The organism is Halobellus limi (assembly GCF_004799685.1).
Classification (GTDB): domain Archaea; phylum Halobacteriota; class Halobacteria; order Halobacteriales; family Haloferacaceae; genus Haloquadratum; species Haloquadratum limi.
In genome coordinates this window covers 1783971-1805800 of record NZ_CP031311.1, presented here as the reverse complement: position 1 = coordinate 1805800, position 21830 = coordinate 1783971, and the positions used below count along the sequence as shown (strand labels likewise).

The 21830-nt window shown below is 70.2% G+C and carries 22 protein-coding genes; 14 read left to right on the top strand and 8 right to left on the bottom strand.

Annotation, left to right across the window (positions count from 1 at the left end):
* Window positions 1-85 precede the first annotated feature (85 nt).
* Window positions 86-271, bottom strand: a complete 186-nt coding sequence (locus tag DV707_RS08870) for a hypothetical protein (RefSeq protein ID WP_103992203.1) — start codon at window positions 269-271, stop codon at window positions 86-88.
* Between the two features lie 113 nt (window positions 272-384).
* Here DV707_RS08870 and DV707_RS08865 point away from each other — a divergent pair, with 113 nt between their 5' ends.
* Window positions 385-1473: an NADH:flavin oxidoreductase/NADH oxidase gene (locus DV707_RS08865; RefSeq protein ID WP_103992305.1), complete on the top strand. Its 1089-nt coding sequence runs from the start codon at window positions 385-387 to the stop codon at window positions 1471-1473.
* 76 nt (window positions 1474-1549) lie between these two features.
* On the top strand, window positions 1550-2722 hold the full coding sequence (locus DV707_RS08860) for a DUF7547 family protein (protein WP_235010797.1): 1173 nt from the start codon (window positions 1550-1552) through the stop codon (window positions 2720-2722).
* Window positions 2723-2759: 37 nt separating this feature from the next.
* Here DV707_RS08860 and DV707_RS08855 read toward each other — a convergent pair whose 3' ends face one another.
* Window positions 2760-4199, bottom strand: a complete 1440-nt coding sequence (locus tag DV707_RS08855) for a PQQ-dependent sugar dehydrogenase (RefSeq protein WP_103992202.1) — start codon at window positions 4197-4199, stop codon at window positions 2760-2762.
* Between the two features lie 150 nt (window positions 4200-4349).
* Here DV707_RS08855 and DV707_RS08850 point away from each other — a divergent pair, with 150 nt between their 5' ends.
* From DV707_RS08850 to DV707_RS08825, 6 genes are all read left to right on the top strand, one after another.
* Window positions 4350-5351: an ABC transporter ATP-binding protein gene (locus DV707_RS08850; RefSeq protein WP_103992201.1), complete on the top strand. Its 1002-nt coding sequence runs from the start codon at window positions 4350-4352 to the stop codon at window positions 5349-5351.
* Window positions 5348-6109, top strand: coding sequence for an ABC transporter permease (locus DV707_RS08845; protein ID WP_103992200.1), 762 nt, complete (start codon window positions 5348-5350; stop codon window positions 6107-6109). Before DV707_RS08850 ends, DV707_RS08845 begins: the two co-directional genes overlap by 4 nt.
* A gap of 41 nt (window positions 6110-6150) precedes the next feature.
* Entirely contained in the window at window positions 6151-6810 is a 660-nt protein-coding gene (locus DV707_RS08840; protein ID WP_103992199.1) for a bifunctional 4-hydroxy-2-oxoglutarate aldolase/2-dehydro-3-deoxy-phosphogluconate aldolase, read from the top strand.
* A 107-nt stretch (window positions 6811-6917) separates the two neighbouring features.
* Complete coding sequence (locus tag DV707_RS08835; RefSeq protein WP_103992198.1) at window positions 6918-7382, top strand: Lrp/AsnC family transcriptional regulator; 465 nt, start codon at window positions 6918-6920, stop codon at window positions 7380-7382.
* A gap of 362 nt (window positions 7383-7744) precedes the next feature.
* The gene (locus tag DV707_RS08830; protein ID WP_103992197.1) at window positions 7745-9241 is read left to right on the top strand and encodes a proton-conducting transporter transmembrane domain-containing protein; all 1497 of its coding nucleotides are present in this window, start codon (window positions 7745-7747) and stop codon (window positions 9239-9241) included.
* Window positions 9231-11729: a DUF2309 domain-containing protein gene (locus DV707_RS08825; RefSeq protein ID WP_103992196.1), complete on the top strand. Its 2499-nt coding sequence runs from the start codon at window positions 9231-9233 to the stop codon at window positions 11727-11729. The genes DV707_RS08830 and DV707_RS08825 overlap by 11 nt, the downstream gene beginning before the upstream one ends.
* Window positions 11730-11826: 97 nt before the next feature.
* On the opposite strand, the gene DV707_RS08820 is transcribed toward DV707_RS08825, so the two are convergent.
* From DV707_RS08820 to DV707_RS08800, 5 genes are all read right to left on the bottom strand, one after another.
* Entirely contained in the window at window positions 11827-13509 is a 1683-nt protein-coding gene (locus DV707_RS08820; RefSeq protein WP_103992195.1) for a PH domain-containing protein, read from the bottom strand.
* Window position 13510: 1 nt separating this feature from the next.
* Complete coding sequence (locus DV707_RS08815; RefSeq protein WP_103992194.1) at window positions 13511-13978, bottom strand: PH domain-containing protein; 468 nt, start codon at window positions 13976-13978, stop codon at window positions 13511-13513.
* Between the two features lie 8 nt (window positions 13979-13986).
* Window positions 13987-14445: a CopD family protein gene (locus DV707_RS08810; protein ID WP_103992193.1), complete on the bottom strand. Its 459-nt coding sequence runs from the start codon at window positions 14443-14445 to the stop codon at window positions 13987-13989.
* 117 nt (window positions 14446-14562) lie between these two features.
* Window positions 14563-15282, bottom strand: coding sequence for a YqjF family protein (locus tag DV707_RS08805; RefSeq protein ID WP_103992192.1), 720 nt, complete (start codon window positions 15280-15282; stop codon window positions 14563-14565).
* Between the two features lie 91 nt (window positions 15283-15373).
* Entirely contained in the window at window positions 15374-16216 is an 843-nt protein-coding gene (locus tag DV707_RS08800; RefSeq protein ID WP_103992191.1) for an inositol monophosphatase family protein, read from the bottom strand.
* A gap of 132 nt (window positions 16217-16348) precedes the next feature.
* Here DV707_RS08800 and DV707_RS08795 point away from each other — a divergent pair, with 132 nt between their 5' ends.
* From DV707_RS08795 to DV707_RS08780, 4 genes are all read left to right on the top strand, one after another.
* Window positions 16349-16864 carry a macro domain-containing protein gene (locus DV707_RS08795; RefSeq protein ID WP_103992190.1) on the top strand — a complete coding sequence of 172 codons (516 nt, stop codon included), beginning with the start codon at window positions 16349-16351 and terminating at the stop codon, window positions 16862-16864.
* 19 nt (window positions 16865-16883) lie between these two features.
* Window positions 16884-17090, top strand: a complete 207-nt coding sequence (locus DV707_RS08790) for a hypothetical protein (RefSeq protein ID WP_103992189.1) — start codon at window positions 16884-16886, stop codon at window positions 17088-17090.
* Window positions 17091-17290: 200 nt separating this feature from the next.
* Window positions 17291-18823 (top strand): glycerol kinase GlpK, encoded by a 1533-nt coding sequence (glpK, locus tag DV707_RS08785; protein WP_103992188.1) that lies wholly within the window; start codon window positions 17291-17293, stop codon window positions 18821-18823.
* Between the two features lie 6 nt (window positions 18824-18829).
* Window positions 18830-19903, top strand: coding sequence for a hypothetical protein (locus DV707_RS08780; RefSeq protein WP_103992187.1), 1074 nt, complete (start codon window positions 18830-18832; stop codon window positions 19901-19903).
* A 25-nt stretch (window positions 19904-19928) separates the two neighbouring features.
* Here the strand turns inward: DV707_RS08780 and DV707_RS08775 are convergent, their stop codons facing one another.
* Window positions 19929-20960, bottom strand: coding sequence for a succinylglutamate desuccinylase/aspartoacylase family protein (locus tag DV707_RS08775; RefSeq protein WP_103992186.1), 1032 nt, complete (start codon window positions 20958-20960; stop codon window positions 19929-19931).
* A gap of 125 nt (window positions 20961-21085) precedes the next feature.
* Between DV707_RS08775 and DV707_RS08770 the strand changes: the two genes are divergently transcribed.
* Window positions 21086-21460: a winged helix-turn-helix domain-containing protein gene (locus DV707_RS08770; RefSeq protein WP_103992185.1), complete on the top strand. Its 375-nt coding sequence runs from the start codon at window positions 21086-21088 to the stop codon at window positions 21458-21460.
* A complete protein-coding gene (locus DV707_RS08765) occupies window positions 21460-21753 on the top strand; it encodes a DUF7521 family protein (protein WP_103992184.1) in 294 nt (97 codons plus the stop codon). The genes DV707_RS08770 and DV707_RS08765 overlap by 1 nt, the downstream gene beginning before the upstream one ends.
* The last annotated feature ends 77 nt before the right edge of the window (window positions 21754-21830 follow it).

The window sequence follows — 21830 nt, the reverse complement described above, 5'->3', positions numbered from 1 at the left end:
CCGTCGGGCTCCGTCGCTATCGGTCTGATCTCGCCGCTATCGGTCGGTTTTCGTCCCGCTGCTATCGATCGATTTGATCTCGCCGCTACCGTTCGACTTGGAACGTCAGTTCCGCGTCGATCGAGATCCAGCCGTCGCTGTTCCCGTCCTCGCTGAAGACGACGCGATCCGGCGACGATCGGAGGGCCGACACGGCCGGTGACTCCGCCCGCTGTTCCTCGCCGGCTTCCTGATTCGTTCTCGCTCCGTCGACGGCGTCCCTCAGGTCCATACCAGAGGGAGGTCGTGGACCGGTGATAATGCTTTTGGTAGGCCTAAAACGATCCGTCGTTCGGATATTCCGCGGACGTCAAGCGTATGAGCGCTCGGAACGAGGCTCCGACGATGACCGACTCGCTCTTCACCCCGTTGGAACTCCGCGAGACGGAGCTGCCGAACCGCGTGATGGTCTCTCCGATGTGTCAGTACTCGGCGGACGACGGGTTCGCGACGGAGTGGCACCGGGTGCACCTCGGGAGCCGCGCCGTCGGCGGTGCGGGCGTCGTGATGACGGAGGCGACGGCGGTCTCGCCGGCCGGACGGATCTCTCCCGGCGACCTGGGAATCTGGTCCGACGACCACGCCGAGGCCCTCTCGGACACGGTCGAGTTTATGCGCGAGCAGGGGGCGGTCCCGGGGATCCAACTGGCCCACGCCGGACGCAAGGCCAGCGTCGAACGCCCCTGGGATGGCGGCGGACCGATCCCCGAATCCGAGGGCGGCTGGGAGACGCTCGCGCCGAGTGCGGTCCCGTACCCGCACCCCGACGGGGAACCGGTCCCGACCCGCGCGATGACGCGGGACGATATGGAGCGGGTGATCGAGCAGTTCCGGCTGGCGGCCGAACGCGCCCGCGACGTCGGGTTCGGGATCGCGGAGGTCCACCTCGCCCACGGCTACCTCCTCCACGAGTTCCTCTCGCCCGTCGCCAACGACCGCGACGACGAGTACGGCGGGTCCTTCGAGAACCGCGCCCGCTTCCCGCTCGAAGTCGTCGAGGCGGTCCGAGACGTCTGGCCGGACGACAGACCGGTTTTCGCGCGGATCTCCGCGACCGACTGGCTGCCGGACCGGCCGTCGTGGGACCTCGACGACTCCGCGCGGCTCGCGCCGCTTCTCGCCGCGGCGGGCGCGGATCTGATCGACGTCAGTTCGGGCGGGATCCACCCCGACCAGCGGGTCCCCGAGAGCGGCCCCGGTTACCAGGTTCCCTACGCCGAGCGCGTGAGCGAGGCCACCGACGCCGCCGTCGGTGCCGTCGGCGGGATCACGACGCCGGAGCAGGCCGATCAGTTGATCCGAAACGACCGCGCGGACCTGGCGATAGTCGGACGTGAGCACCTCCGGAACCCGTACTTCACGCTGGAGGCCGCCCACGAACTCGGGGTCGACGTCGAGTGGCCGGTGCAGTACGAGCGCGGTCGGTTCCGCTGATCGTCTCCGGCGACGCGGAGAACTGGCTGCCGACCGCGGCGCACACGCTTTTGCCCGCGCGAACCCAAGGTCGGGTATGCCCCCTGCCGACCGCGACGACGACCTCCGTGATCTGGTGGACGAACTCGAAGCGACGCTCACGGACCTCCGCGGTGAACTCCGCGAGGGCGGGAGCGGAGAGGGCGGCCGATCCGATCCGGTGCGGGACCGCGCGGGCCGACGGGCGGGTCCCGCTCGGCGATCGGTTCCGGAGCGTCCGCGACCGCCGTCGCTCTCGGAGCTGTTTCGGTTCACCGAACAGTACACGCTGCCGACGCTCATCGCGACGCTGGAGACGGCCATCCAGTCGCTGGAGTTGCTCCGCGGCGTCCTCCGACTGGCCGACCCCGAACGCTCGGCGTTCGATCCCGAGAACCGTTCGGGGCGGTCGTCAGCCGCACGGATGACCGACGGCGTCGCGGGCGTCGGCCGCGGCGCGGTCACGGGGGTCGAACGCGCGCTCTCGGAACTCCAGACGGCCCTCTCCGAATCGGAACTCCCCGAGGACGAGCCCGCGAGAGACCTCCTCGAAGACGCCAGGCGGCTCTCCGAAGAGGTGTCCGAACGGCTCGCAGAAGCCTCCGGGGAGCGTGAACGCGGGCGTTCGGGCTCCCGACGCGCGTCGAACGCCGGCGGAACGCCCGGGGGCCGTTCTGCGGCCGACGCGAGCGGCGGTTCCGGCCCGGTCGAGATCGAGGTCACGGACGCGGGACTCGGCGCGGAGGACGAGACGACGGACGAGGAGGGAGACGACGGGAGCGACTCCGGCAGGAGAGACGACGGCGTCGCGGACGACGCTCCCGAAGTCGACGTGGAGGCGGAGCTGGCGTCGATCAAGGAGGAGGTCGAACCGCGAGCGGGCCGTGGTGGCGCTGCGGAGGACGCCGGCGGCGAGGCGGCCGAGGAGGCCGGTGACAATGCAGACGAGGCCGGTGACGACGCCGATAAGTCCGGTGACAACGCTGGCGAGGCCGGTGACGACGCCGATAAGTCCGGTGACAACGCTGGCGAGGCCGGTGACGACGCCGACGGGACGGACGACAACGCTGAACGGCCTGACTACGAGACGGACGACAACGCCGAACGGGACGGGACGGACGACGTGGCAGGCGATGAACCGGACGAGGCGGCCGGTGAGACCGACGAAGCCGACGACGTCGACGAGAGGGGGGACCGCGGCGTCGGAAACGGAACCGACGCGGGGCGGTAGGTATCGTAGCGAGCGGATCACGTCCGGTCGCTCCGCGTCAGGGCGCGGCCAGTCGCGCCACCGCGCCCGTGCTGCCGTCGCCCCCGCTCTCGTCGGTCGTGAGGACGTACACCGCTCCCTCCTGATCGCGACCGAACCCGAGGACGAACCGCCCGAGGTCGTCGCCGCCGACGACCGGGACGGTGCGAACCGTCCACGGGGGCTCCGAGCCGGGGTCGACGGCGAACAGCCGTCCCTGCGCGACGTAATCGGCGAAGAGGTACGCGCCCCCGACGTGGGGGACAGTATCGCTCTCGACGACGACACCGCCGATGATCGAGATCCCGCTGACGCCGTCGCCGTCGTGGGGGTACTCCGCGACGGGATCGACGAACGGATCGCCGTCGGGAGTCGCGGTCGGACACCCCTCCGCTCGGAAGCAGTGGGCGCCCTCGCGGACGTTCCAGCCGTAGTTGCCCCCCGCTTCGAGCAGGTTCAGCTCCTCCCAGGCGTTCTGCCCGACGTCGGCGACGTAGCAGTCCCGGCCGTGGAAGGAGAACCGCCAGGGGTTCCGAAAGCCCCAGGCGTACTGCTCGTCGAGGCCCTCGCGGCCGACGAGCGGGTTGTCCTCGGGGATCGCGTACGGCCGTTCTCCGTCGCGGTCGACGCCGCCGCGGCCGTCCACGTCGATCCGGAGAATGCTCCCCAGCAGGTTCTCGGTCACGTCCTGACCGTTGCCGCCGTCGACGGCGTCGTACCAGTCGTCGACGTGACCTGACCCGATATCGTTCGCCCCGCCGCCGTCCCCGAACCCCACGTAGAGGTAGCCGTCGGGGCCGAACGCGAGCGCGCCGGCGTTGTGGTTCGACTGCGGCTGCGGGACGTCGAGGAGAGTCCGTTCCTCGGCGTCGGAAGCGACGTCCGCCTCCGGGTCGACGGTGAACTCCGCGAGTACGGAAGTGTGGCTGTAGTCGCCCGGCGTTTCCGGTCGGGCGGGAGCGCTGTAGCGGGCGTACAGCCGCCCGTTGTCGGCGAATTCCGGGTGAGGAGCCGCACCGAGGAGGCCGCGCTCGCCCCCGAGGAGGACCCGATCGGAGAGGTCGAGGAACGGAGCCGACCGCCGGCCGCCGGCGCCGACCTCCCAGATCCGGCCGTCGCGGTCGACGACGAATCGCCGGTCGGTTCCGGCGGGCGCGAGGAAATCCAGCGGGGCCGCGAGTCCGTCGGCGACCGGGTCGAGCGCGACCGCCGCGTCGTCGAGGGCGGGCCGGGGACCGCCGGTCTCGCGCGGCGTCGGAATTCGCGGTTCGGTTCCCGACTCGCCGGGGGTGGCGTTCGAGTCGGCATCGGATTCGGATTCCGCCCCCGCGTCGGCCGGTTCCGTTCCCGACGAGCCCGCCGCCTCTTCGTGACGCTCGAAGGTCGCACACCCGGCGAAGGAGGCGATTCCAGCGGCGAGACCGGTTCGGAGGAACCGGCGGCGACGGAGACGGTCCATATCCGCACGACGGTCCCTGGACACAAGGACGATTCGGCCGCCGCCGGGGGCGAACCGGGCGGTCGTCCGGCGGGTGTCGAACGGGACCGGAGTCGACGCCGACGGACCGGATCCGAACGGCTTACCACCGGACGGTCCCGACGGGGAGGTATGACAGGGGCACTCGTCGCCGAGGGCGTCAGAAAGTCCTACGGCGACGTGACCGCGCTCGACGGCGTCTCGCTCTCGGTCGACACCGGAGAGGTGTTCGGGCTCGTCGGCCCGAACGGCGCGGGCAAGACGACGCTGGTCCGCGCGCTCACCGGGACCACCGCGGTCGAGGGGGGCGTCTCGGTCCTGAGCGCGGACCCGGCCGAGATCGAGAAGTCCCGGATCGGCCTCCTCCCGCAGTCGTTCTCGCCCGCCGGGCGCCTCACCGCCCGCGAACTCCTCGCGCAGTACGCGGGTCTCTACGACGACTCGCGCGACCCCGACGCGGTGCTCGCGGACGTCGGTATCGAGGGCGAGACCGCCGAGCAGTGGTACGAGACGCTCTCGGGGGGGCAGAAGCGGCGCGTCTGCGTCGCGATCGCGCTCGTGAACGACCCGGAGGTGCTCTTCCTCGACGAGCCGACGACGGGGATCGACCCCGCCGGCCGCCGCGACCTCTGGGAACTGCTGGAGGGGCTCGCCGCGGGCGGGACGACCGTGTTCCTCACCAGCCACTCGATGGCCGAGGTCGAACGGCTCGCCGACCGGGTCGGATTCCTGAAGGACGGGCGCCTCGTCGCGGTCGGCCCCCCGCGCGACCTGATCGAGACCCACGGCGGTCGGAGTCGGCTGCTCGTCGACACCGATGCCGACGTGGCGGGGTCCGACGCCGTGCTCGCGGACCTCGACGGCGAGGGATTCGATTTCGACGTCTCGGATTCCGGAGGTCGCCTCGTCGTCGAGGGCGTCGATCCCAGAGAGATCGGCGACGTCGTCGACGCGCTGGAGGACCGAGGCGTCCCTTTCGAGTCGCTGACGTGGAAACAGCCCGACCTCGAAGACGTCTACCTGGAACTCACCGGCGAGTTCTTCGCGGACGGGGGTGGCGACACCGGGGTCGCCGTCGGCCCCGGTGTCGACGGCGACATAGACCACAGCGGATCGCAGGAGGCGGACCGATGACCCGCCTCGGACGCGTCCGTGCGGAGTTCACCGCCGCCTGGCACGCGTTCCTCCGTCGGCGGACGGCGGTCTTCTTCACGTTCTTCTTCCCGGCGATCATCGTGGTGATCTTTGGCGCGCTGGTGCAGACCCAGCCGACCGGCGGGGGGCTCTTCGCGGAGCCGAAGGGCTACTACGTCGCGGGCTACCTCGCCGTCGTCGTGCTGTTCACGCCGCTGTCGCGGATCGGGAGCACTGTGGCGCGATACCGCGAGGGGAGCCGGTTCGAGAAGCTGGCGACGACGCCGCTGACCCGGGCGGAGTGGCTCTTCGCCCAGTCGCTCGTCAACGTCGTCGTCATCGGGATCGCCGCGCTCCTGCTGCTCGCGCTCTCGGTCGCAGTCACCGGGACCGCGCTGCCTGTGACGCCCGCGACGCTGCTCGTCGTCCCGTTCGTCGCGCTCGGCGTCGTGCTGTTCTGCGGGCTCGGCGCGGTCATCGGACGCGTCGCGGACTCCCAGGACGGCGTCATCGCGGCCTCGAACGCCATCGCGCTTCCCCTGCTGTTCCTCTCGGAGACGTTCGTCACGCCCGACCTGCTGCCCGTCTGGTTCCGCCCCGCGCTCGGACTCTCGCCGCTGACCTACGTCGCCCGCGGAATCCGCGCGGTGACCTACGCCGACGCGGCGACGGCCGCCCTCCCGAACCTCCTCGTGGTGGCCGTCCTCGCCGTGGCGTTCTTCGTCGCCGGCGCGCTCGCCGTCCCGCGGACGGACTGACGGTCGGATTTATCTCGACGCAGTTCACACACTGAGGGGAGATGGTCACACTCGACGCGAGCGAGGACATGCAGCGGCTGGTGGACAGCGGCGTCGTCGCGGTGATGCGCGGCGCCGACGCGGACACGATCATCGAGGTGGCGGACGCGCTCGCGGCCGGCGGCGTCACGGCCTTCGAGATCACCGCCGACAACCCCGAGGCGATGGGCCTGATCGAGGAGGTGTCGGCGTCGTTCACCGAGGAGGAAGCGATCGTCGGCGCGGGCACCGTCCTCGACGGGGAGACGGCCCGGTCGGCGATCGCGAGCGGCGCCGAGTTCGTCGTCGGCCCGACCGTCGACGAGGGCGTCGTCGAGACGTGCAACCGCTACGGGACGCTCGTCGCCCCCGGCGCGCTCACCCCGACGGAGGCGATCAGCGCCTACGAGGCGGGCGCGGATCTGGTGAAGATATTCCCCGCCTCGTCGATGGGGCCCTCGCACCTGTCGAGCATCGCGGGGCCGCTCCCGCAGATTCCGCTGATGCCGACCGGCGGGATCGACCTCGACAACGTCGCCGACTACGTCGAAGCGGGCGCGGTCGTCGTCGGCGCGGGCAGCGCGATCATGGACGAGGAGGCGATCGCCGCGGGCGAGTTCGAGACGATCACCGAGACGGCGCGGGAGTTCAGACGGGAGATCGAAGACGCCCGAGAGGCGTGATCCGGTCGGCCGCGAACGCGAACCGCTCCGGGGCCGGCGGTCGCGATACCCCTCGTCACACCGACCGAGCCGAAGTACCTTAGTCTGCGCCGCGTGAACGCCCCGCTATGTCCGACCGGGAGATAGACGGCGTCGACAAGGCGATACTCCACGCGCTCCAGGAGGACGCGCGAAACGTGTCGTCGGGCGACATCGCCGAACGTGCTGGGACCTCCGACAGCACCGTCCGTAAGCGAATTCGCCGCCTCGAAGACGACGGGATCATCAAGGGGTACAGCGCCGAGGTCGATTACCAGGCCTCCGGGTACCCGCTCCGGATGCTGCTCTTCTGTACCGCCTCGATCCCCGAACGCGGCGAACTCGTCGAGGACATCTTGGAGATCGACGGCGTGGTCTCGGTCCAGGAGCTAGTCACGGGCGAGCGCAACCTCCTCGTCACCGTCGTCGGGCACACGGACGACGACATCACGCCCGTCGCACAGGAACTCTTGGAGATGGGCCTGACCGTCGCCGACGAGGTGCTCGTCCGGAGTCACGAGACGAAACCGTTCGGCGCGTTCGACCCCGACTGACCGGAACCGGCTACCGAACGGCGCTGTCGACCGCTCGACTCATTTTCGCCCGGAGCGCTGGGTCCGGTGTCCGGTGGGTACCGCGGTACTCGCCGGTTCGCAGCGGCGGACCGACCAGTCGGGGTTCCCTTCGTCTCCCCCTGCTTACCCTCTTCTTTCCTTCCTCGTCCCCACCTCTCTCCTCCCCCTTCGTTCCCTTTCTCTCCAAGAACATAATGTTCTATAATGTTCTATTATAGAACGTTCTGTTCAGATAAGTAGATTTAATAGGCAATTTGTTCTACGAAGAGGTGATTCGGACGGGTTCCGTTCGTGGCGGTCCGATCCGCCGCCGCGGTCCCCGACCGACCACAAGTTCGAGAATGACGGGAGAGAACCAGTCGACGACGGTCGGAGAGTTGCCGAACGCCAGTCCGGAGCGGACGACGCTCGTGCCGGTCGCGTTCACGCGACTCGTGTGGGCGCTCTGTGTCGCGAGCCTCGGGGCGCTCGCCGCGCGACTCCTGGGGTGGTGGTCGGCGACCGGGACGCTCGGTGACGTCGTCGCCGTGGACGGACTGACGCTCTTGCTGTGGGTCGTCGTGACGTTCTTCAGCGGGATCGTCCACAGCTACTCGCGCCGGTATATGGCCGGCGACGACGGGGTCGCCCGGTTCTTCACCAGAGTGTTCGCCTTCACGCTGGTCGTGATGGTCCTCGTCGCCGCGAACCACGCGGCGCTCTTCGCGGTCGCGTGGCTGGCGATGGGGCTCGTGATGGCCGACCTGATCGGTCACGTCCGCGGGTGGCCGCAGGCGCAGGCGGCGGCCGCCCTCGCCCGCCGGTACTTCCTCGCGAGCAGCGGCCTGCTGAGCCTCGCCGTCGCGGTCCTGTGGTGGCAGACCGGCGCGACGACCGTCGCCGGGATCGCCGCATCGGTCGGGTCCCTCCCGGCGTCGACGGTGCTTCTCGTCTCCGCACTCCTCGTGCTGGCGGCGATGATCCAGTCGGCGCTGCTCCCGTTTCACGCCTGGCTCCTCGCCTCGATGACCGCCCCGACCCCGGCGTCGGCGCTGATGCACGCGGGGTTCGTCAACGCGGGCGGGATCCTGCTGGTGCGGTTCGCGCCCGTCGTGACGGCGAACCCGGAGGTGATGCTCGGGATCGTCGTCGTCGGTGCCGTCAGCGCGCTGGGCGGGAAGCTCCTGAAGTCGGTTCAACCCGACGTCAAGCGTCGGCTCGGCTGCTCGACGGTCGGTCAGATGGGCTTTATGATTATGCAGGCCGGCCTCGGCTTCTTCGGCGCGGCCATCACCCACCTCGTCCTGCACGGGTTCTACAAGGCCTACAAGTTCCTCTCGTCGGGGAGCCGGGTCGAACGGACGAGCCCGACAGCGGAGTCCAACGGCGACTCCCTGGGGGCCGTCGGCACGGTCGCGACGATCCTCTCGGCAGTGGCCGGCGGGGCGGTGTTCGTGTGGCTCACCGGCAAGGGCGCGGGACTCGACAGCGGACTCCTGCTGGCGCTCGTCGTCGTGTTGACGACGCTGCACGCGACGCGGGAGACGATCTCCCAGACCGCGCTCCCGGTGGTGGCCCGGGCAGCGGTCGTCCCGCTGGTGTTCCTTCCCGCAATCGCCGTCTACGGAATGGTCTATCGCGCCGTGGAGGCCGTACTGGCAGGACTGCCGGTCGTCGCCGCACCGGCGCCGCTGACCGCGGGGCACGGCCTCGTCGCCGCCGCGTTCGTCCTGGCGTACCTCGCGATCGAGACGGGCGTCTACCGTCGCAGTCGGCGTCTCTACGTGACGCTCCTGAACGCGTCCCGCCCGCCGTCCGCGACGGTGCTGAATTCGACGGAGGACTACAATGAGTACTGAGACCGCGATCCGCGACAGCATCGAGCAGGCAGAGAGCGCAGTGGGCCGCGTCTGGCCGCTCCACTCGTTCGTGACGGCCAACCCTCTCGCCGGGTTCGAGGACCGGCCCTTCCACGAGGCGGTGGCCCAGGGCGAGCGGCTGTTCGGCGGCGACGGGTATCCGAGCGCCGCGGTCTTCCGCCGCGCGTGGGAGCGGGGACGGATCGACACGGAGGTCCTCAGCGAGGAACTGGAGCGGAACGGGTACGACGCCGACCCCGAGACGCTCCTCGATCGGATGGCGTCCGCAGAGTCCGATGACGGTGACACGTCCGTCGAGGCCGCCGCCGACAACGACGCCGACGACGAGTCCGAGACGACCCCGTCGGATCGAGTCGACGGCGTCCTGACGAAGTGGCTGGCTGCCTTCCTCGATCAGGGCCGCGCGGAGTGGCCGATGGCGGACCGCTCGGAGGGGTTCTACCGCGCGTTCCGGTCCGTCGCACGCTACGACGGGGAGATTCCCGACAGCGCAGCGATCGCCGACCTCCCGGAGGACCCGATCGACGCCCTCGCGGACCGTCTCGACGGGCACTCGCGGGACGAGTGGGTGGGAATCTTCGAGCACCACCTCTCGGCGCTCCCCGGCTGGACGGGCCTGATCAGACAGCGCGTCGAGGACGGCGGTCCCTGGCAGTCGGCGCACCCGATCTCGCTCCCGGGGTACCTGGCCGTCCGGCTGACGCTCGCCGACGCGTTCGGTGCGCCCATCGCGCCGGAAGCGGCGGTGGGTGAGACGGCGGACGTCCCGGTCACGTCCGCCGGCGCCGAGGTCGACGGCGACGGAGACGTCCCGCTGGCCGAGGCGTGGCTGAACGCCTGGGAGGCGACGTACCGCGGGGAACTAGTCGACGCCGTCGCCGAGGAGAGCGCCGCCCGCGAGGAAGCCGAAGAGGAAGACCGCCCCGACGCGCAGTTGGTCTTCTGTATCGACACGCGCTCGGAGGTCGTCCGCCGGCACATCGAATCGACGGGCGACTACGAGACGCACGGGTACGCCGGGTTCTTCGGCGTCCCGATGCGCTACGAGGGGTACGGTTCCGACGTCGGAACCGACGCGTGTCCGCCGATCGTCGACGCCGCCCACCGGATCGAAGAGCGCCCGACCGACGGCCACGACCACCGCCACGCGAGCCACGACCGGTGGACCGACGCGGTCGAGGCGGGCGAGACGCTCCTCCACTCGCTCAAGTCGAACGCCGCGACCGCGTTCAGTTTCGTGGAGACGTCCGGGAGCGGGTACGGGGCGGCGCTCGCGGCCCGGACGCTCCTGCCGGGTCGCGTCCGCGACCTCCTGAGCGCGGTCGACGAGCGGGTTCCGAACGCGCGGGAGTTCTGCGGTCAGACCCTCGAACGCGACGAGGACGCCGGTGACGACCTCCCGCTGGGGATGACGTTCGAAGAGCGCGTCGAGTACGCCGCGACGGCCTTCGAGCTGATGGGGTGGGACGAGTTCGCCCGCGTCGTCGTGTTCGCGGGTCACGCGAGCGAGACGTCGAACAACCCCTTCGGATCGAGCCTCGACTGCGGGGCCTGCGCCGGCAACCCCGGCGGCCCGAACGCCCGCGTCCTCGCGTCGATCTGCAACGACGACGCGGTGCGCGCGGCGCTCGCGTCGCGGGGCATCGAGATTCCCGACGACACGGTCTTCGTCGCCGCCGAACACAACACCACGACCGACGAGGTGTCGCTGTACGACGACGCCGTCCCCGCCAGCCACGAGGCCGACGTCGAGCGGCTGCGCGCCGACCTCGCGACCGCCGCCGAGGGCGCGGCCGCAGAGCGCGCCGAATCGCTGAGTGCGGACCCCTCGAACCCCGAGCGCGAGACGGAACGGCGCGCCGGCGACTGGGCCGAAACACGCCCCGAGTGGGGCCTCGCCGGCAACGCGGGGTTCGTCGTCGGGCCGCGGGACCTCACCGCCGACTTGGACCTGAACGGGCGCGCCTTCCTCCACTCCTACGACTGGCGCGCGGACCCAGACGGCGACGCGCTTGAGGGGATCCTCACCGGCCCGATGGTCGTCACCCAGTGGATCAGCGCCCAGTACTACTTCGCGACCGTCGACACGGCCGTCTACGGGAGCGGCTCGAAGGTGACCCACAACCCTGTCGGCAACGTCGGCGTCTTCCAGGGCAACGGCGGCGACCTCATGCGCGGGCTTCCCCTCCAGTCGGTGACGGGCACGGACGGCGAACCCCACCACCAGCCGCTCCGGCTCTCGACGGTGATCCACGCGCCCGTCGACCGCGTGACCGACGTCCTCGCCGAGCACCCGGAACTCACCACGCTCCTCGACAACGACTGGCTCTCGCTGACGGTCGTCGATCCGACTCGCGGACACGAGCCCTTCCACTACGAGGAGGAACTCTCGTGGACGGGCCTGGAAGCGGAGGCAGAACCCGTCTCCCCCGAGCGCGCGGTGGCGCCGCCCGCCGCCGACGACTGACGCTGTCGGCCGTTCGCGTCTTCGAGATGTCCGCTACCGCGAGGCAGCGAATTACTCACGGGCACCCCTCAGACAGGACGAGAGCCGTCAGGGCGCGTCACGCGTCCTCGTCGGAGGACGACGTCCGTGCATTTCCGGCGTCGCCACCGTCGGTGTCTTTCACCGGACCTTCCCCGGTGTTTGCTCCGGGATCGGCTCCCGTGTTCGCCGCCGAGTCGCCGCCGTCCTCGGAGGTCGCCCCGTTCTGTCCGTGCGCGTACTCGTCCTCGATCCCGATCCCGGCGCGGCCGGCGCGGTAGGCGTCGACTGCGCGACTGAGACGCGTCTCCAGTTCGTCACGGAGTCCGTCGGCGGTCGCCCCCGACACGTCGACCGCCGCGGCGTCCTGCCCGCCCAGCGAGAGCGACCCGGCGGTGTCGACCGTGACGGTCGCGAGGTCGAGTCGGCGCTGGAAGACGCTCCGCGAGTCGATGATCGTCTGGATCCGGTAGTAGGGGACGATCTTCGTCCTCCGCCTGAGCACGCCGTTGCGGGTGACGACGTGGTGGTCGCCCAGCCAGCGGCCGCGGTGACGCCACGTCGCGTGCGCGTACAGGACCGCGATCGGGAGCAGAAGCAGCGGCGGCCACCAGGGGAACGGTGTCGACAGCAGCGCGCGCGCGGCGTAGAGGACTCCCGTCAGGGCGCCGACCGCGAGGAGCGAGCGGACGAGGTACCGCCGCCGCGCGCGACGGGGCGGCCGCTCGAAGTCGACGTCCCCGACCGGTTCGAGTTCTTCGACCAGGTCGAGGACGTGCTCGCGCTCGGCCAGCGGGATCGCGGCCTCCGACCCGCGCGACCCCGAGGAGCCCCCGGGCGTGTAGCCCGCCGTCTCGATGTACAGCGTCGCGTAGCCGAAGTGCCGCTTCAGCGGGTTGTCCGCGATCGTCAGCGTCTGGATCTTGTCGAAGGGGATCGACCCGTCGTAGCGCTGGAGCAGGCCGCGCTCGTACTGCAGTTCGTCGCCGGAGCGGACCAACTTGAAGTCGTAGTACTCGACGATCGCGGCCGCGGCCCCGACGATCCAGGAGACGGCCGCGACGGCCACGAAGAGGACGCCGGCGACGACCACCAGCGCGGCGCCGGGGACCGCCGAGAGGTACGTCGAGACGACCGTCGACCCGAGCGTCGAGACGAGCAGAAAGAGGACCCCGGGGACCCGGAGGTCGACCGACAGCGCGCCGAGGATCGCGAGTTCGCCTCGGTCCAGCGCGAACAGCTCCGTGGATTCCGGTTCGACCGACCCCGCGTCGGCGGCGTCGGCCGCGGAACCCTCCGCGTCCGTCGACGCGCTCCGCTTCAGCCGCGCGAGCTCCGTTTGCAGCCGCTTGGCCTCCTCGAAGGTGACGTACCGGAGCTGTGCCTCGGTCTCGCCGCCGCCGGCGGTCTCGAAGGAGACGACGGCGATGCCGAGCAGCCGCTGGATCACGTTCCGCGAGATGTCGACGTTCTGGATCCGACGGAGCGGGATCTCTCGGCTCCGGCGCGAGAGGACGCCGGAGTCGATATCGAGCGTGTCGGCGGTGAGTTCGTAGCTGAACCGGCGGACGTACGCCGTCTCGTAGCCGACGAGCGCGACCGCCGCGACGCCGGCGACGGCCAGGACGACGAGCGGCCCGGCGGGACCGAGAAACGGGAGGTTGACACCGCCGCTCAGCACGAACGCGAGACCGACGGCGAGACCGCCGCCGCGCTGGAGCACGCGGTACGGGACCGACAGCGGTGAGAGCGATCGGGGCATCTCAGACGGCGTCCTCGCCCTCCGAACGGATCGCCAGCCGCTTCAGCCGCTCGCGGAGGTCGTCGGCGTCGCCCGGGGTCAGCCCCGGCACCGAGACGTCGGCACCGCGGGAGCCGGCCGTGTAGACCACGGTGCTCGCGAGGCCGGCGAGTCGCTCGGTCGGCGAGCGCGAGGTGTCGACGTGCTGGATGCGGACGAACGGGACCACCGTCCGGACCTTCGTGAGCACGCCGCGTTCGAGGTACAGCGAGTCCTCGCGGACCTCGAAGCGCCAGGCGCGGTACCGGAGCACGGCGAAGGCGGACCCGAGCCCGCCGAACGCGACGAGGACCGCCGCGGGCGCCCACGCGGGGAGCCAGGCGGGATCGACGACGCGGCCGACCCCGAAGACGATGCCGGCGAAAATCACGGCCGTCAGAAGGGATCGGCCGACCCAGAGCAGTCGGATGCGGGGGTGGAGTCGGTTCATCTGGTCGATCAGTAGAGCGCGAGTCCGGAGGCGAGCAGTCCCGCGTCGACGAGGAGCAGGATTCCGACGACCGCCGCGACGCGGAAGACCGTCGTCACCTCGGCCGCGGGCGTCCGGACGCGCTTCTCCTGTAACCCGTCGACCAGTCGGCTCCGTCCGACCTCGACGAGCGCCGCGAGGGCGAGCCACAGCGCGAGCATCGCGAGGACGAGGTGTCCCCGGCCGGTGCCGGTGAGCGTCTCGATCGTGTACCGCGTGCCGGCGAGGTGGCCGCCGGTGAGGAACATCACGACCGAGGACCCGCGAGAGAGGTAGACGAGCCGGTCGGCGATCTTCTCGAGCGGGGCCGCGTCCAGGGCTCCCTCGACCGCGGCGGGGAGGATCGCTCCGGCGACGAAGACGACGCTGCCGACCCACAGCGCCCCGACGAGGACGTGCAGGGTCGTCATCACGGTGTCGAGTACCATAGGGTGCGAGAAGGACCGACGGCGCTTGAAACCCGGCGGTTCGGTCGCGGGCGTCGGCCCCCGGCGTCGCGGTTCTCTGCAGTTGATACGCGACCGGGGCGGTTCCGCGATTTCGACCTACCGGACGGCGTGGAGCCGGCCCGCGGTCACCTCCGTTCCCGGCGCGTAGTGAACGACGGGGTCGCCTGCGGGGCGCTCGAAGCCGTTCGCCGCGAACAGCGTGTTCGACTCGATGTCGACCTCGGCCGCTGCGAGCGGCCACGGCGGGTGATCGATGTCGCCGTAGTACAGCCGGTCCCCCTCGGTGTAGAACCGGTAGTTCTCCGTCAGGAAGTGTTCGAGCGTCTCCGGGGCGGGCGGCGAGGGATCTTCGAGCGGGCGGTACGTCCCCCCGAACCGCGCCGGCGGCGCGTCCGCGTGCGTCCGCCGGTGTCGGAGCGTCACCGCGTCGTCACGAGTTCCTGCGTCGTCGTCGATCATTTCCCCGCTCTCGCGGGTGACGCGTATCTCCGCGCGGAAGTACGGCAGTCTGAAGAGTCTTCGAGCGAGGGCGACGCCGACCCGGTCGTCCGCATCGAGGCTGAAGAAGTACACCGCGTGGTCGTCGCTCCCGGGGCGTCGCACGTACGTCCGGAGGTTCAGTTCCGGGAACGACAGCCCGACCGGGGACCCCCGCGGCCTGATGTCCTCCATCGCGAAGCCGACGACGCCGAGCCACGCCCGTCCGTCGTAGGTCGCCGCCTCCAACCCCGCCGGGAGCCGGGCCGACACGACGCTCGGGTCGACCGGCCAGTGTGCGAACAGGGCGTCGGTCCACCGCATTCGGAGGACATCCATACCCGAACGTAGGGTCCGCAGGTACTTCGGGCTTCTCCGGCGGGCGAGTCGGGCGTCGTGCCCGAGGCGAGGATCGGTCCGCGAAGGGCCGCTACAGTGCCTCTGTCGCCGCCTCGACGAGTCGGTCGCACGTCTCGCGGTCCGGTGCCGCGACGTAGAGACCGTCGACGCCGGTCGCCCTCGGGTCCGCGGCCTCTTGGAGGTCGCCGCCACCCGCGCCGATGTCGAAGGCGCGGCCGATGACGCCGCTCTCCTCGGCCAGCAACGCGCCGGCGTACTGCTCGTAGACGTCCGGGCGGTAGGCGACGAGGCCCTCGAGTCCCCCGCGGGCGAGGAGCCCCCAGTCGACGCAGGGCGACCAGGTGTTGACGACGCGCTTGCAGCGGGCGTCGACAGCCGATTCGACCTCGCGGGCGACGGCCCGGTGGTCGTCGTCGCGGACCGCGGGAAGCCCGACGACGAAGGAGACGGTCCCCTGCGGGAGTTCGAGGTCGCTGTCGGCGGCCAGCGGCTCGCCGTCGACCGTCGCGCCCTCGCCCCGGCGCGCGAGATACAGCGAGTCGGGGAGCGGTTCGTAGACGGCCGACACCAGCGGAGTCCCCTCCTCCAGCACGCACGCCGCCGTCGCGAACGAGGGGAGTCCGGCGGCGAAGTTGTTCGTTCCGTCGAGCGGGTCGACGACCCACTCGTAGCGGTGCTCGCCGTCGCGACCGGACTCCTCGCCGTGCACGGCGTGGTCGGGGAACGCGTCCTCGACGACGGCCAGCGCGCGGTCTTCGGCGATCCGGTCTGCGGCCGATTTCACGTCGTGGGTGCCGTACTCGGCCTCGACGTCGACGTCGCGGAACGCGTCGGCGAGGTAGTCGCCGCCCGCCCGCACCGCTCGCGCGGCGACGGCTTCCAGCAGCGGCGGATCGACTGCGTGGTCGCTCATAACTGCGAGCAGGGGGCGGACGCGGAAAGAACCGTTCGGTTCTCGCGGTCGGTTCCGGAACCCGGTTCGGTCCTCGCGCCGTCGGACCGACGGCCGCCGAGATTTTTGTCCGTGGCCGACCAAACCGGCGGTATGGAGTTCACCGTCATCCAGGGCGACATCGCACGGCAGTCGGCGGACGCCCTGGTCAACGCCGCCGGGACGAGCCTTCAGATGGGATCGGGCGTCGCGGGCGCGCTCCGTCGCGCCGGCGGGGAGGCGCTGAACCAGGCCGCCGTGACGAAGGGGCCGGTCGACCTCGGCGAGGTCGCCGTCACCGACGCCTACGATCTGGACGCGGCGTACGTGATCCACGCGGCCGCGATGCCTCACTACGGCGACGGGAAGGCGACCGCCGAGAGCGTCCGCGACGCGACCCGTAACAGCCTCGAACGCGCCGACGACCTCGGCTGCGAGTCGGTCGTGATCCCGGCGCTCGGGTGCGGCGTCGCCGGGTTCGACCTCGCGGAGGGAGCGCGCATCATCGCCGAGGAGATACGGTCGTACCGTCCAGCGACGCTCGAAGACGTCCGGTTCATCACGTACGGCGACGACGGGTACGAGACGGTCTCGCGCGTCGCCGACGAGGTCCGTTCGGGCCGCGAGTGACGAGCGACTTTGCCACCAGATGGACGTTCCAGACGACTCCCCGGCGAACTGTCCCGTCTGCGGGGCCGACTACGACTCGGTCTCCGAACACGCCGCGGGACTGATGGTGAACCTCCTCGACAACGAGCGGTACCGGCGGGTCTGTTTCGACCCCGTCCTCGTCGACGGCGAGGCGCGGGTCCGGTTCTACCACCACACGCACGAACAGGCCGATTCCGGCGACTGAGGTGGACCCGGAGACGCGAAGCCGATCCCGTTCGATATGTATCCGCCTATTCGGATCTTTTCTACCTGAATTTCTGCAGATACCACCAGAAATTGACCTCTGTGAAATTGTGTGGGGAATCGTTATACACGCGGAGGCCGTCACTGCGGTAGGACAACGTCGGGATCCGCCGATCTCGCTCGTCCGCCCGAGAGCTATCAATGACGACCACCTACGTCGGTTCGATCGATCAGGGGACGACCGGAACGCGGTTCATCGCGTTCGACCACAGCGGACGGATCGTCGCGAACGCCTACGAGAGACACGAGCAGATCTACCCGGAGCCGGGCTGGGTCGAACACGATCCCGTCGAGATCTGGGAGAACACGCAGGCCGTCGTCGAGCGCGGTCTCCGGGAGGCCAGTATCGAGGCCGAGCGGTTGGACGCGCTCGGGATCACGAACCAGCGCGAGACGACGGTCGTCTGGGACGCCGACAGCGGGCGGCCGGTCCACAACGCCCTCGTGTGGCAGGACCGCCGCACCACCGACCGCGTCGAGGAGCTGGAGTCGGCAGACAAAGTCGAGTGGATCCGCGGGAAGACCGGCCTCGAAGCCGACGCGTACTTCTCGGCGACGAAGACCGAGTGGCTGCTCGACAACGCCGAACCGCTGAAGATGCAGAGCAGGCGGGACGACGACCTCCGATCGCGGGCGGAGGCGGGCGAGCTGCTGATGGGGACGGTCGACGCGTGGTTGATCTACAACCTCACCGGCAACCACGTCACCGACGTGACGAACGCCTCGCGGACGATGCTGTACAACATCCACGAGTTGGCGTGGGACGACGACCTCCTCGCGGAGTTCGACGTGCCGGCGGAGATGCTTCCGGAGGTGCGGCCGTCCTCCGACGAGGCGCTCTACGGTCACACGGACCCCGAGGGGTTCCTCGGAGCCGCAGTTCCGGTCGCGGGCGCGCTCGGAGACCAGCAGGCGGCGCTGTTCGGCCAGACCTGCTTCGACGGGGGCGACGCGAAGAACACCTACGGGACGGGATCGTTCTACCTGATGAACACGGGCACGGAGGCGGTCGACTCCGATCACGGCCTGCTGACGACGATCGGGTTCCAGCTCTCGGGCGAGCCGGTCCAGTACGCGCTCGAAGGGTCGATCTTCATCACCGGCGCGGCGATCGAGTGGCTCGAAGACGTGGATCTCATCAACAACGCCGCCCAGACCGCAGAACTCGCTCGCTCGGTAGAGTCGACAGACGGCGTGTATCTGGTCCCGGCCTTCACCGGACTCGGTGCGCCCCACTGGGACGGTCGCGCCCGCGGGACCATCGTGGGGATGACCCGCGGGACCAGAAAGGAACACATCGTTCGCGCCGCCCTGGAGTCGATCGCCTACCAGACGCGCGACGTCGCCGAGGCGATGGAGGCCGACTCGGGCATCGAGACGACGTCGCTCCGGGTCGACGGCGGGGCCGTGAAGAACTCCTTCCTGTGTCAGCTCCAGTCCGACGTCCTCGGGATCGAAATCGCCCGCCCGCAGGTCGACGAGACGACGGCGCTCGGGGCCGCCTACGCGGCGGGGTTGGCGGTCGGCTACTGGGGGAGCGTCGACGAACTGCGCGACAACTGGCAGATCGACAGGGAGTTCGCCCCCGAGATGCCGGCTGCGACCGCCGATCGACGCTACGGGCGGTGGGGCGACGCCGTCGAACGCTCCCTCGACTGGGCCAGAGAGGAGTAAGGGCCCGTGTTGGACCTGCCGCTCCAGGTGCCGCTGCTCGGGGTCGGCGTCGAAGGGCTCGCGGTGTTGGTGATCGCCGCCCTCGCCGGCGGGGCGTTCGGCGCGGCGCTCGGCGCGCTCCCGGCGTTCGTCTTCACCGGGTTCGTCGTCTTCCTCGGGGAGGGACTCGGGATCCTCCAGCGGGAGATCGAGGCGGTCGATCTCGCCCCGCAGGGCGAACTCGCGACGGGCGTGACGAGCGTGATCGGGTTCGGAATGGTGACCGGCCCGCACGTCTCCTTCGCCGGCGGCGTCGCCGCGGCCGCCTACGCCGCCAAGCGCTACCCGGAGATGGAGCCCGACGGCTGGAGCTACCACTTCGGGAAGAACATCGGCTTCGCGTTCGGGACGAAACCGGACGTCCTGGCGGTCGGGGGGATCTTCGGCGTCCTCGGGATGCTCATCACCCGCCTCGCGAGCGGCCTCGGGGCTCCGACGGACACGATCGCGCTGTCTGTCGTCGCGACGGCCCTGCTCGCTCGCGTCGCCTTCGGGTACCCGATCGTCGGTCGGATCGCCGGCCGCAACGTCCTCGATATGTCGCCGTTCGAGCGCGACGAGCCGCGGCCCGCGCCCGACGGCGGGACGGTCGAGGGGCGGCCGGCGACGGAGCCGTGGCTCCCGCACCAGTACACCTGGAGCGGCGTCACGGCGATCGGGCTGGTCGGGGGCGTCCTCGCGGGCTACATCTGGCTCGAAACCGGGAGCGTGTTCCTGGGGTATGCGATCTCGGCGATGAGCCTGCTGTTTCTCAACCTGGGCGTCGAGCGGATCCCCGTCACCCACCACGTCACGCTCCTGGGCAGCGTCGGCGCGGTGGTCGCGCTCCCCGTCGTCGGCAGCGACCCGCTGGTCCTCCTCGTCGCCGGCGCGTTCGGCGGGCTCACCGGGATCGTCGGCGAGGTCACCCAGCGCGTGTTCTACGCGCACTCGGGGACGCACGTCGATCCGCCGGCGATGGCCATCGCCGTCACGATGACCGCCGTCGCGCTGCTGTACCTCTCGGGGCTGCTCCCGAACGCGGGCTACCTCGCGTTCTGATCGGGTTCGGCGGGTGGCGCGGGCGTCACACCCAGGGCCGTTCGGAGAACTCCCCGGCGTCTATCTCGCGTTCGATCTCCCGGAGCGTCGCGTCGTCGACGCCGACGAGGTGACACAGCGGGTGCCCCGGGGCCGCCACGGGGTTCTGCAACGAACCGATGACGAGGCCGGTGAACGGGGCGGCGACGCGCTTTTCGCGCTCCTTGAAGTGATCCGAGACGGTACAGATCGTGTCGCCCTCGTACACCAGCGGCACGGGTCCGTACTGCATCTCGACGAGCCCGCCCGTGTCGGCGCGGAGCCACTTCTTGTCGCCGTTGCCGTCGACGACGCGGGTCCACCCCGGCCACCTGACGGCGGCGTCGGGCAACAGCCCGTACTCCGCGAAGACGCTCTCGACGCCGTCGAGGGCGCGGTCGATCAGTTCCGGCTGGAACCGGTGGGCGCGGCCCATCTCGACGGTGATCGTCGGGATGCCGTCGTTCGTCGCGACGGTGCGAAGCGACCCCGCGTCGGCCTCGCCCGAGAGGACGAGGTTCGATCCGAACGCGCGGGCGAGCCTGTCGACCTCCGGCCTGCTGGTGTCCGCCCGCACGTGGTACATCGTCGTCCGGTTGCGCGTCGAGGTGTGGAAGTCGAGCGCGAAGTCGCAGGGGCGGACGAATCGCTCGTAGATCACGTTGGCCATCCGCTCGGCGGTGTTCGATCGGGCGCTCCCCGGGAACGAGCGGTTCAGGTCCTGGTCGTAGATGGGGATGTACCGCTGCTGTGCGAGGTAGCCGGGCACGTTGGCGACGTGCACGCAGACGATCGTGCCGTGGACCGCGGCCGGATCGTACCGGTCGGCGACCTCCTGGAGGACCTTCACGCCGTTGAGTTCGTCGCCGTGGATCGCCGCGGAGAGAAACGCCGTGGGCCCGCCGTGCTCGCCGTTGACGACGGTCACGGGGATCTCGACCGGGTCGCCGAGGTACGTCTCGCTGATCTCGTATCGCAGGTGCCGCGTCTGCCCCGGCGGCACCTCGGTGTCGTATCTGAACGGTTTCGGGTCGCTCACGCGCCGGGCTTCGACCGCGCGTCATATAGTAGCGGCTGCGTTTTCGCGTCGACCGCGGGACGGCCCGCGCCGCCGAGCGAGTACATCCCGGGAGATTAATACGGGCGGTACTCCAGCATCTGATAATGGCGCGCGAGCCGTCCGCGAACGAGTCGGCGGACCTCCAGTCCGTCCTCGACGCGCTCGACGACGAAGACGCGAGAGCTATCGTCCGGGCGTTGGACGAGCCGCGAACGGCGAGTGAGCTCTCCGAACAGTGCGACATTCCGCTGTCGACGACGTACCGAAAGCTCGATCTACTCACCGACGCGGGACTGCTCGAAGAGGGCACGGAGATCCGCTCGGACGGACATCACACGACGACGTACGCCGTCGCGTTCGAGGAAGTCCGGATCGCGCTCACCGAGTCCCGAGAGCTCGACGTCGAGGTCGCTCGCCTCGAACAGGGGCCCGAAGAACGGCTCGCGGACATCTGGACCGCCGTACGGGAGGAAACATAATGGTACACACGACTACGACGACGAGTATCGCGACGGGAATCATCGTGGTGAAGACGGGGATCCTCATCCTCGGCGGACTCATCACGTACTTCTCGCTGAAGGCGTACCGCAAGACCGGGACGAGGGCGCTGCGAGCGCTCGCGATGGGATTCGGCATCATCACCCTCGGCGCGCTCCTCGGTGGAACGTTCGACTTCATCCTCGGCGTCGACCTCGCGACCGGACTGCTCATCGACGCGATCCTCACGTTCGTCGGGTTCGCCGTCATCACCTACTCGCTGTACGCCGATTGATCGGCGCCGCGTCGGCCGTCACCCGCCGTCGGCCGGCGTCGGTCGAACGTCTCACTTTCTCCCGCGGTTCCGGCATC

Coding starts and splice junctions, on each gene's coding strand:
- DV707_RS08855 (WP_103992202.1), bottom strand. CDS start 4,199: ATGGACCGTCTCCGTCGCCGCCGGTTCCTCCGAACCGGTCTCGCCGCT.
- DV707_RS08765 (WP_103992184.1), top strand. CDS start 21,460: ATGGTACACACGACTACGACGACGAGTATCGCGACGGGAATCATCGTG.
- DV707_RS08835 (WP_103992198.1), top strand. CDS start 6,918: ATGTCCGACCGGGAGATAGACGGCGTCGACAAGGCGATACTCCACGCG.
- DV707_RS08805 (WP_103992192.1), bottom strand. CDS start 15,282: ATGGATGTCCTCCGAATGCGGTGGACCGACGCCCTGTTCGCACACTGG.
- glpK (WP_103992188.1), top strand. CDS start 17,291: ATGACGACCACCTACGTCGGTTCGATCGATCAGGGGACGACCGGAACG.
- DV707_RS08830 (WP_103992197.1), top strand. CDS start 7,745: ATGACGGGAGAGAACCAGTCGACGACGGTCGGAGAGTTGCCGAACGCC.
- DV707_RS08790 (WP_103992189.1), top strand. CDS start 16,884: ATGGACGTTCCAGACGACTCCCCGGCGAACTGTCCCGTCTGCGGGGCC.
- DV707_RS08795 (WP_103992190.1), top strand. CDS start 16,349: ATGGAGTTCACCGTCATCCAGGGCGACATCGCACGGCAGTCGGCGGAC.
- DV707_RS08850 (WP_103992201.1), top strand. CDS start 4,350: ATGACAGGGGCACTCGTCGCCGAGGGCGTCAGAAAGTCCTACGGCGAC.
- DV707_RS08810 (WP_103992193.1), bottom strand. CDS start 14,445: ATGGTACTCGACACCGTGATGACGACCCTGCACGTCCTCGTCGGGGCG.
- DV707_RS08815 (WP_103992194.1), bottom strand. CDS start 13,978: ATGAACCGACTCCACCCCCGCATCCGACTGCTCTGGGTCGGCCGATCC.
- DV707_RS08870 (WP_103992203.1), bottom strand. CDS start 271: ATGGACCTGAGGGACGCCGTCGACGGAGCGAGAACGAATCAGGAAGCC.
- DV707_RS08845 (WP_103992200.1), top strand. CDS start 5,348: ATGACCCGCCTCGGACGCGTCCGTGCGGAGTTCACCGCCGCCTGGCAC.
- DV707_RS08770 (WP_103992185.1), top strand. CDS start 21,086: ATGGCGCGCGAGCCGTCCGCGAACGAGTCGGCGGACCTCCAGTCCGTC.
- DV707_RS08865 (WP_103992305.1), top strand. CDS start 385: ATGACCGACTCGCTCTTCACCCCGTTGGAACTCCGCGAGACGGAGCTG.
- DV707_RS08800 (WP_103992191.1), bottom strand. CDS start 16,216: ATGAGCGACCACGCAGTCGATCCGCCGCTGCTGGAAGCCGTCGCCGCG.
- DV707_RS08820 (WP_103992195.1), bottom strand. CDS start 13,509: ATGCCCCGATCGCTCTCACCGCTGTCGGTCCCGTACCGCGTGCTCCAG.
- DV707_RS08860 (WP_235010797.1), top strand. CDS start 1,550: ATGCCCCCTGCCGACCGCGACGACGACCTCCGTGATCTGGTGGACGAA.
- DV707_RS08825 (WP_103992196.1), top strand. CDS start 9,231: ATGAGTACTGAGACCGCGATCCGCGACAGCATCGAGCAGGCAGAGAGC.
- DV707_RS08840 (WP_103992199.1), top strand. CDS start 6,151: ATGGTCACACTCGACGCGAGCGAGGACATGCAGCGGCTGGTGGACAGC.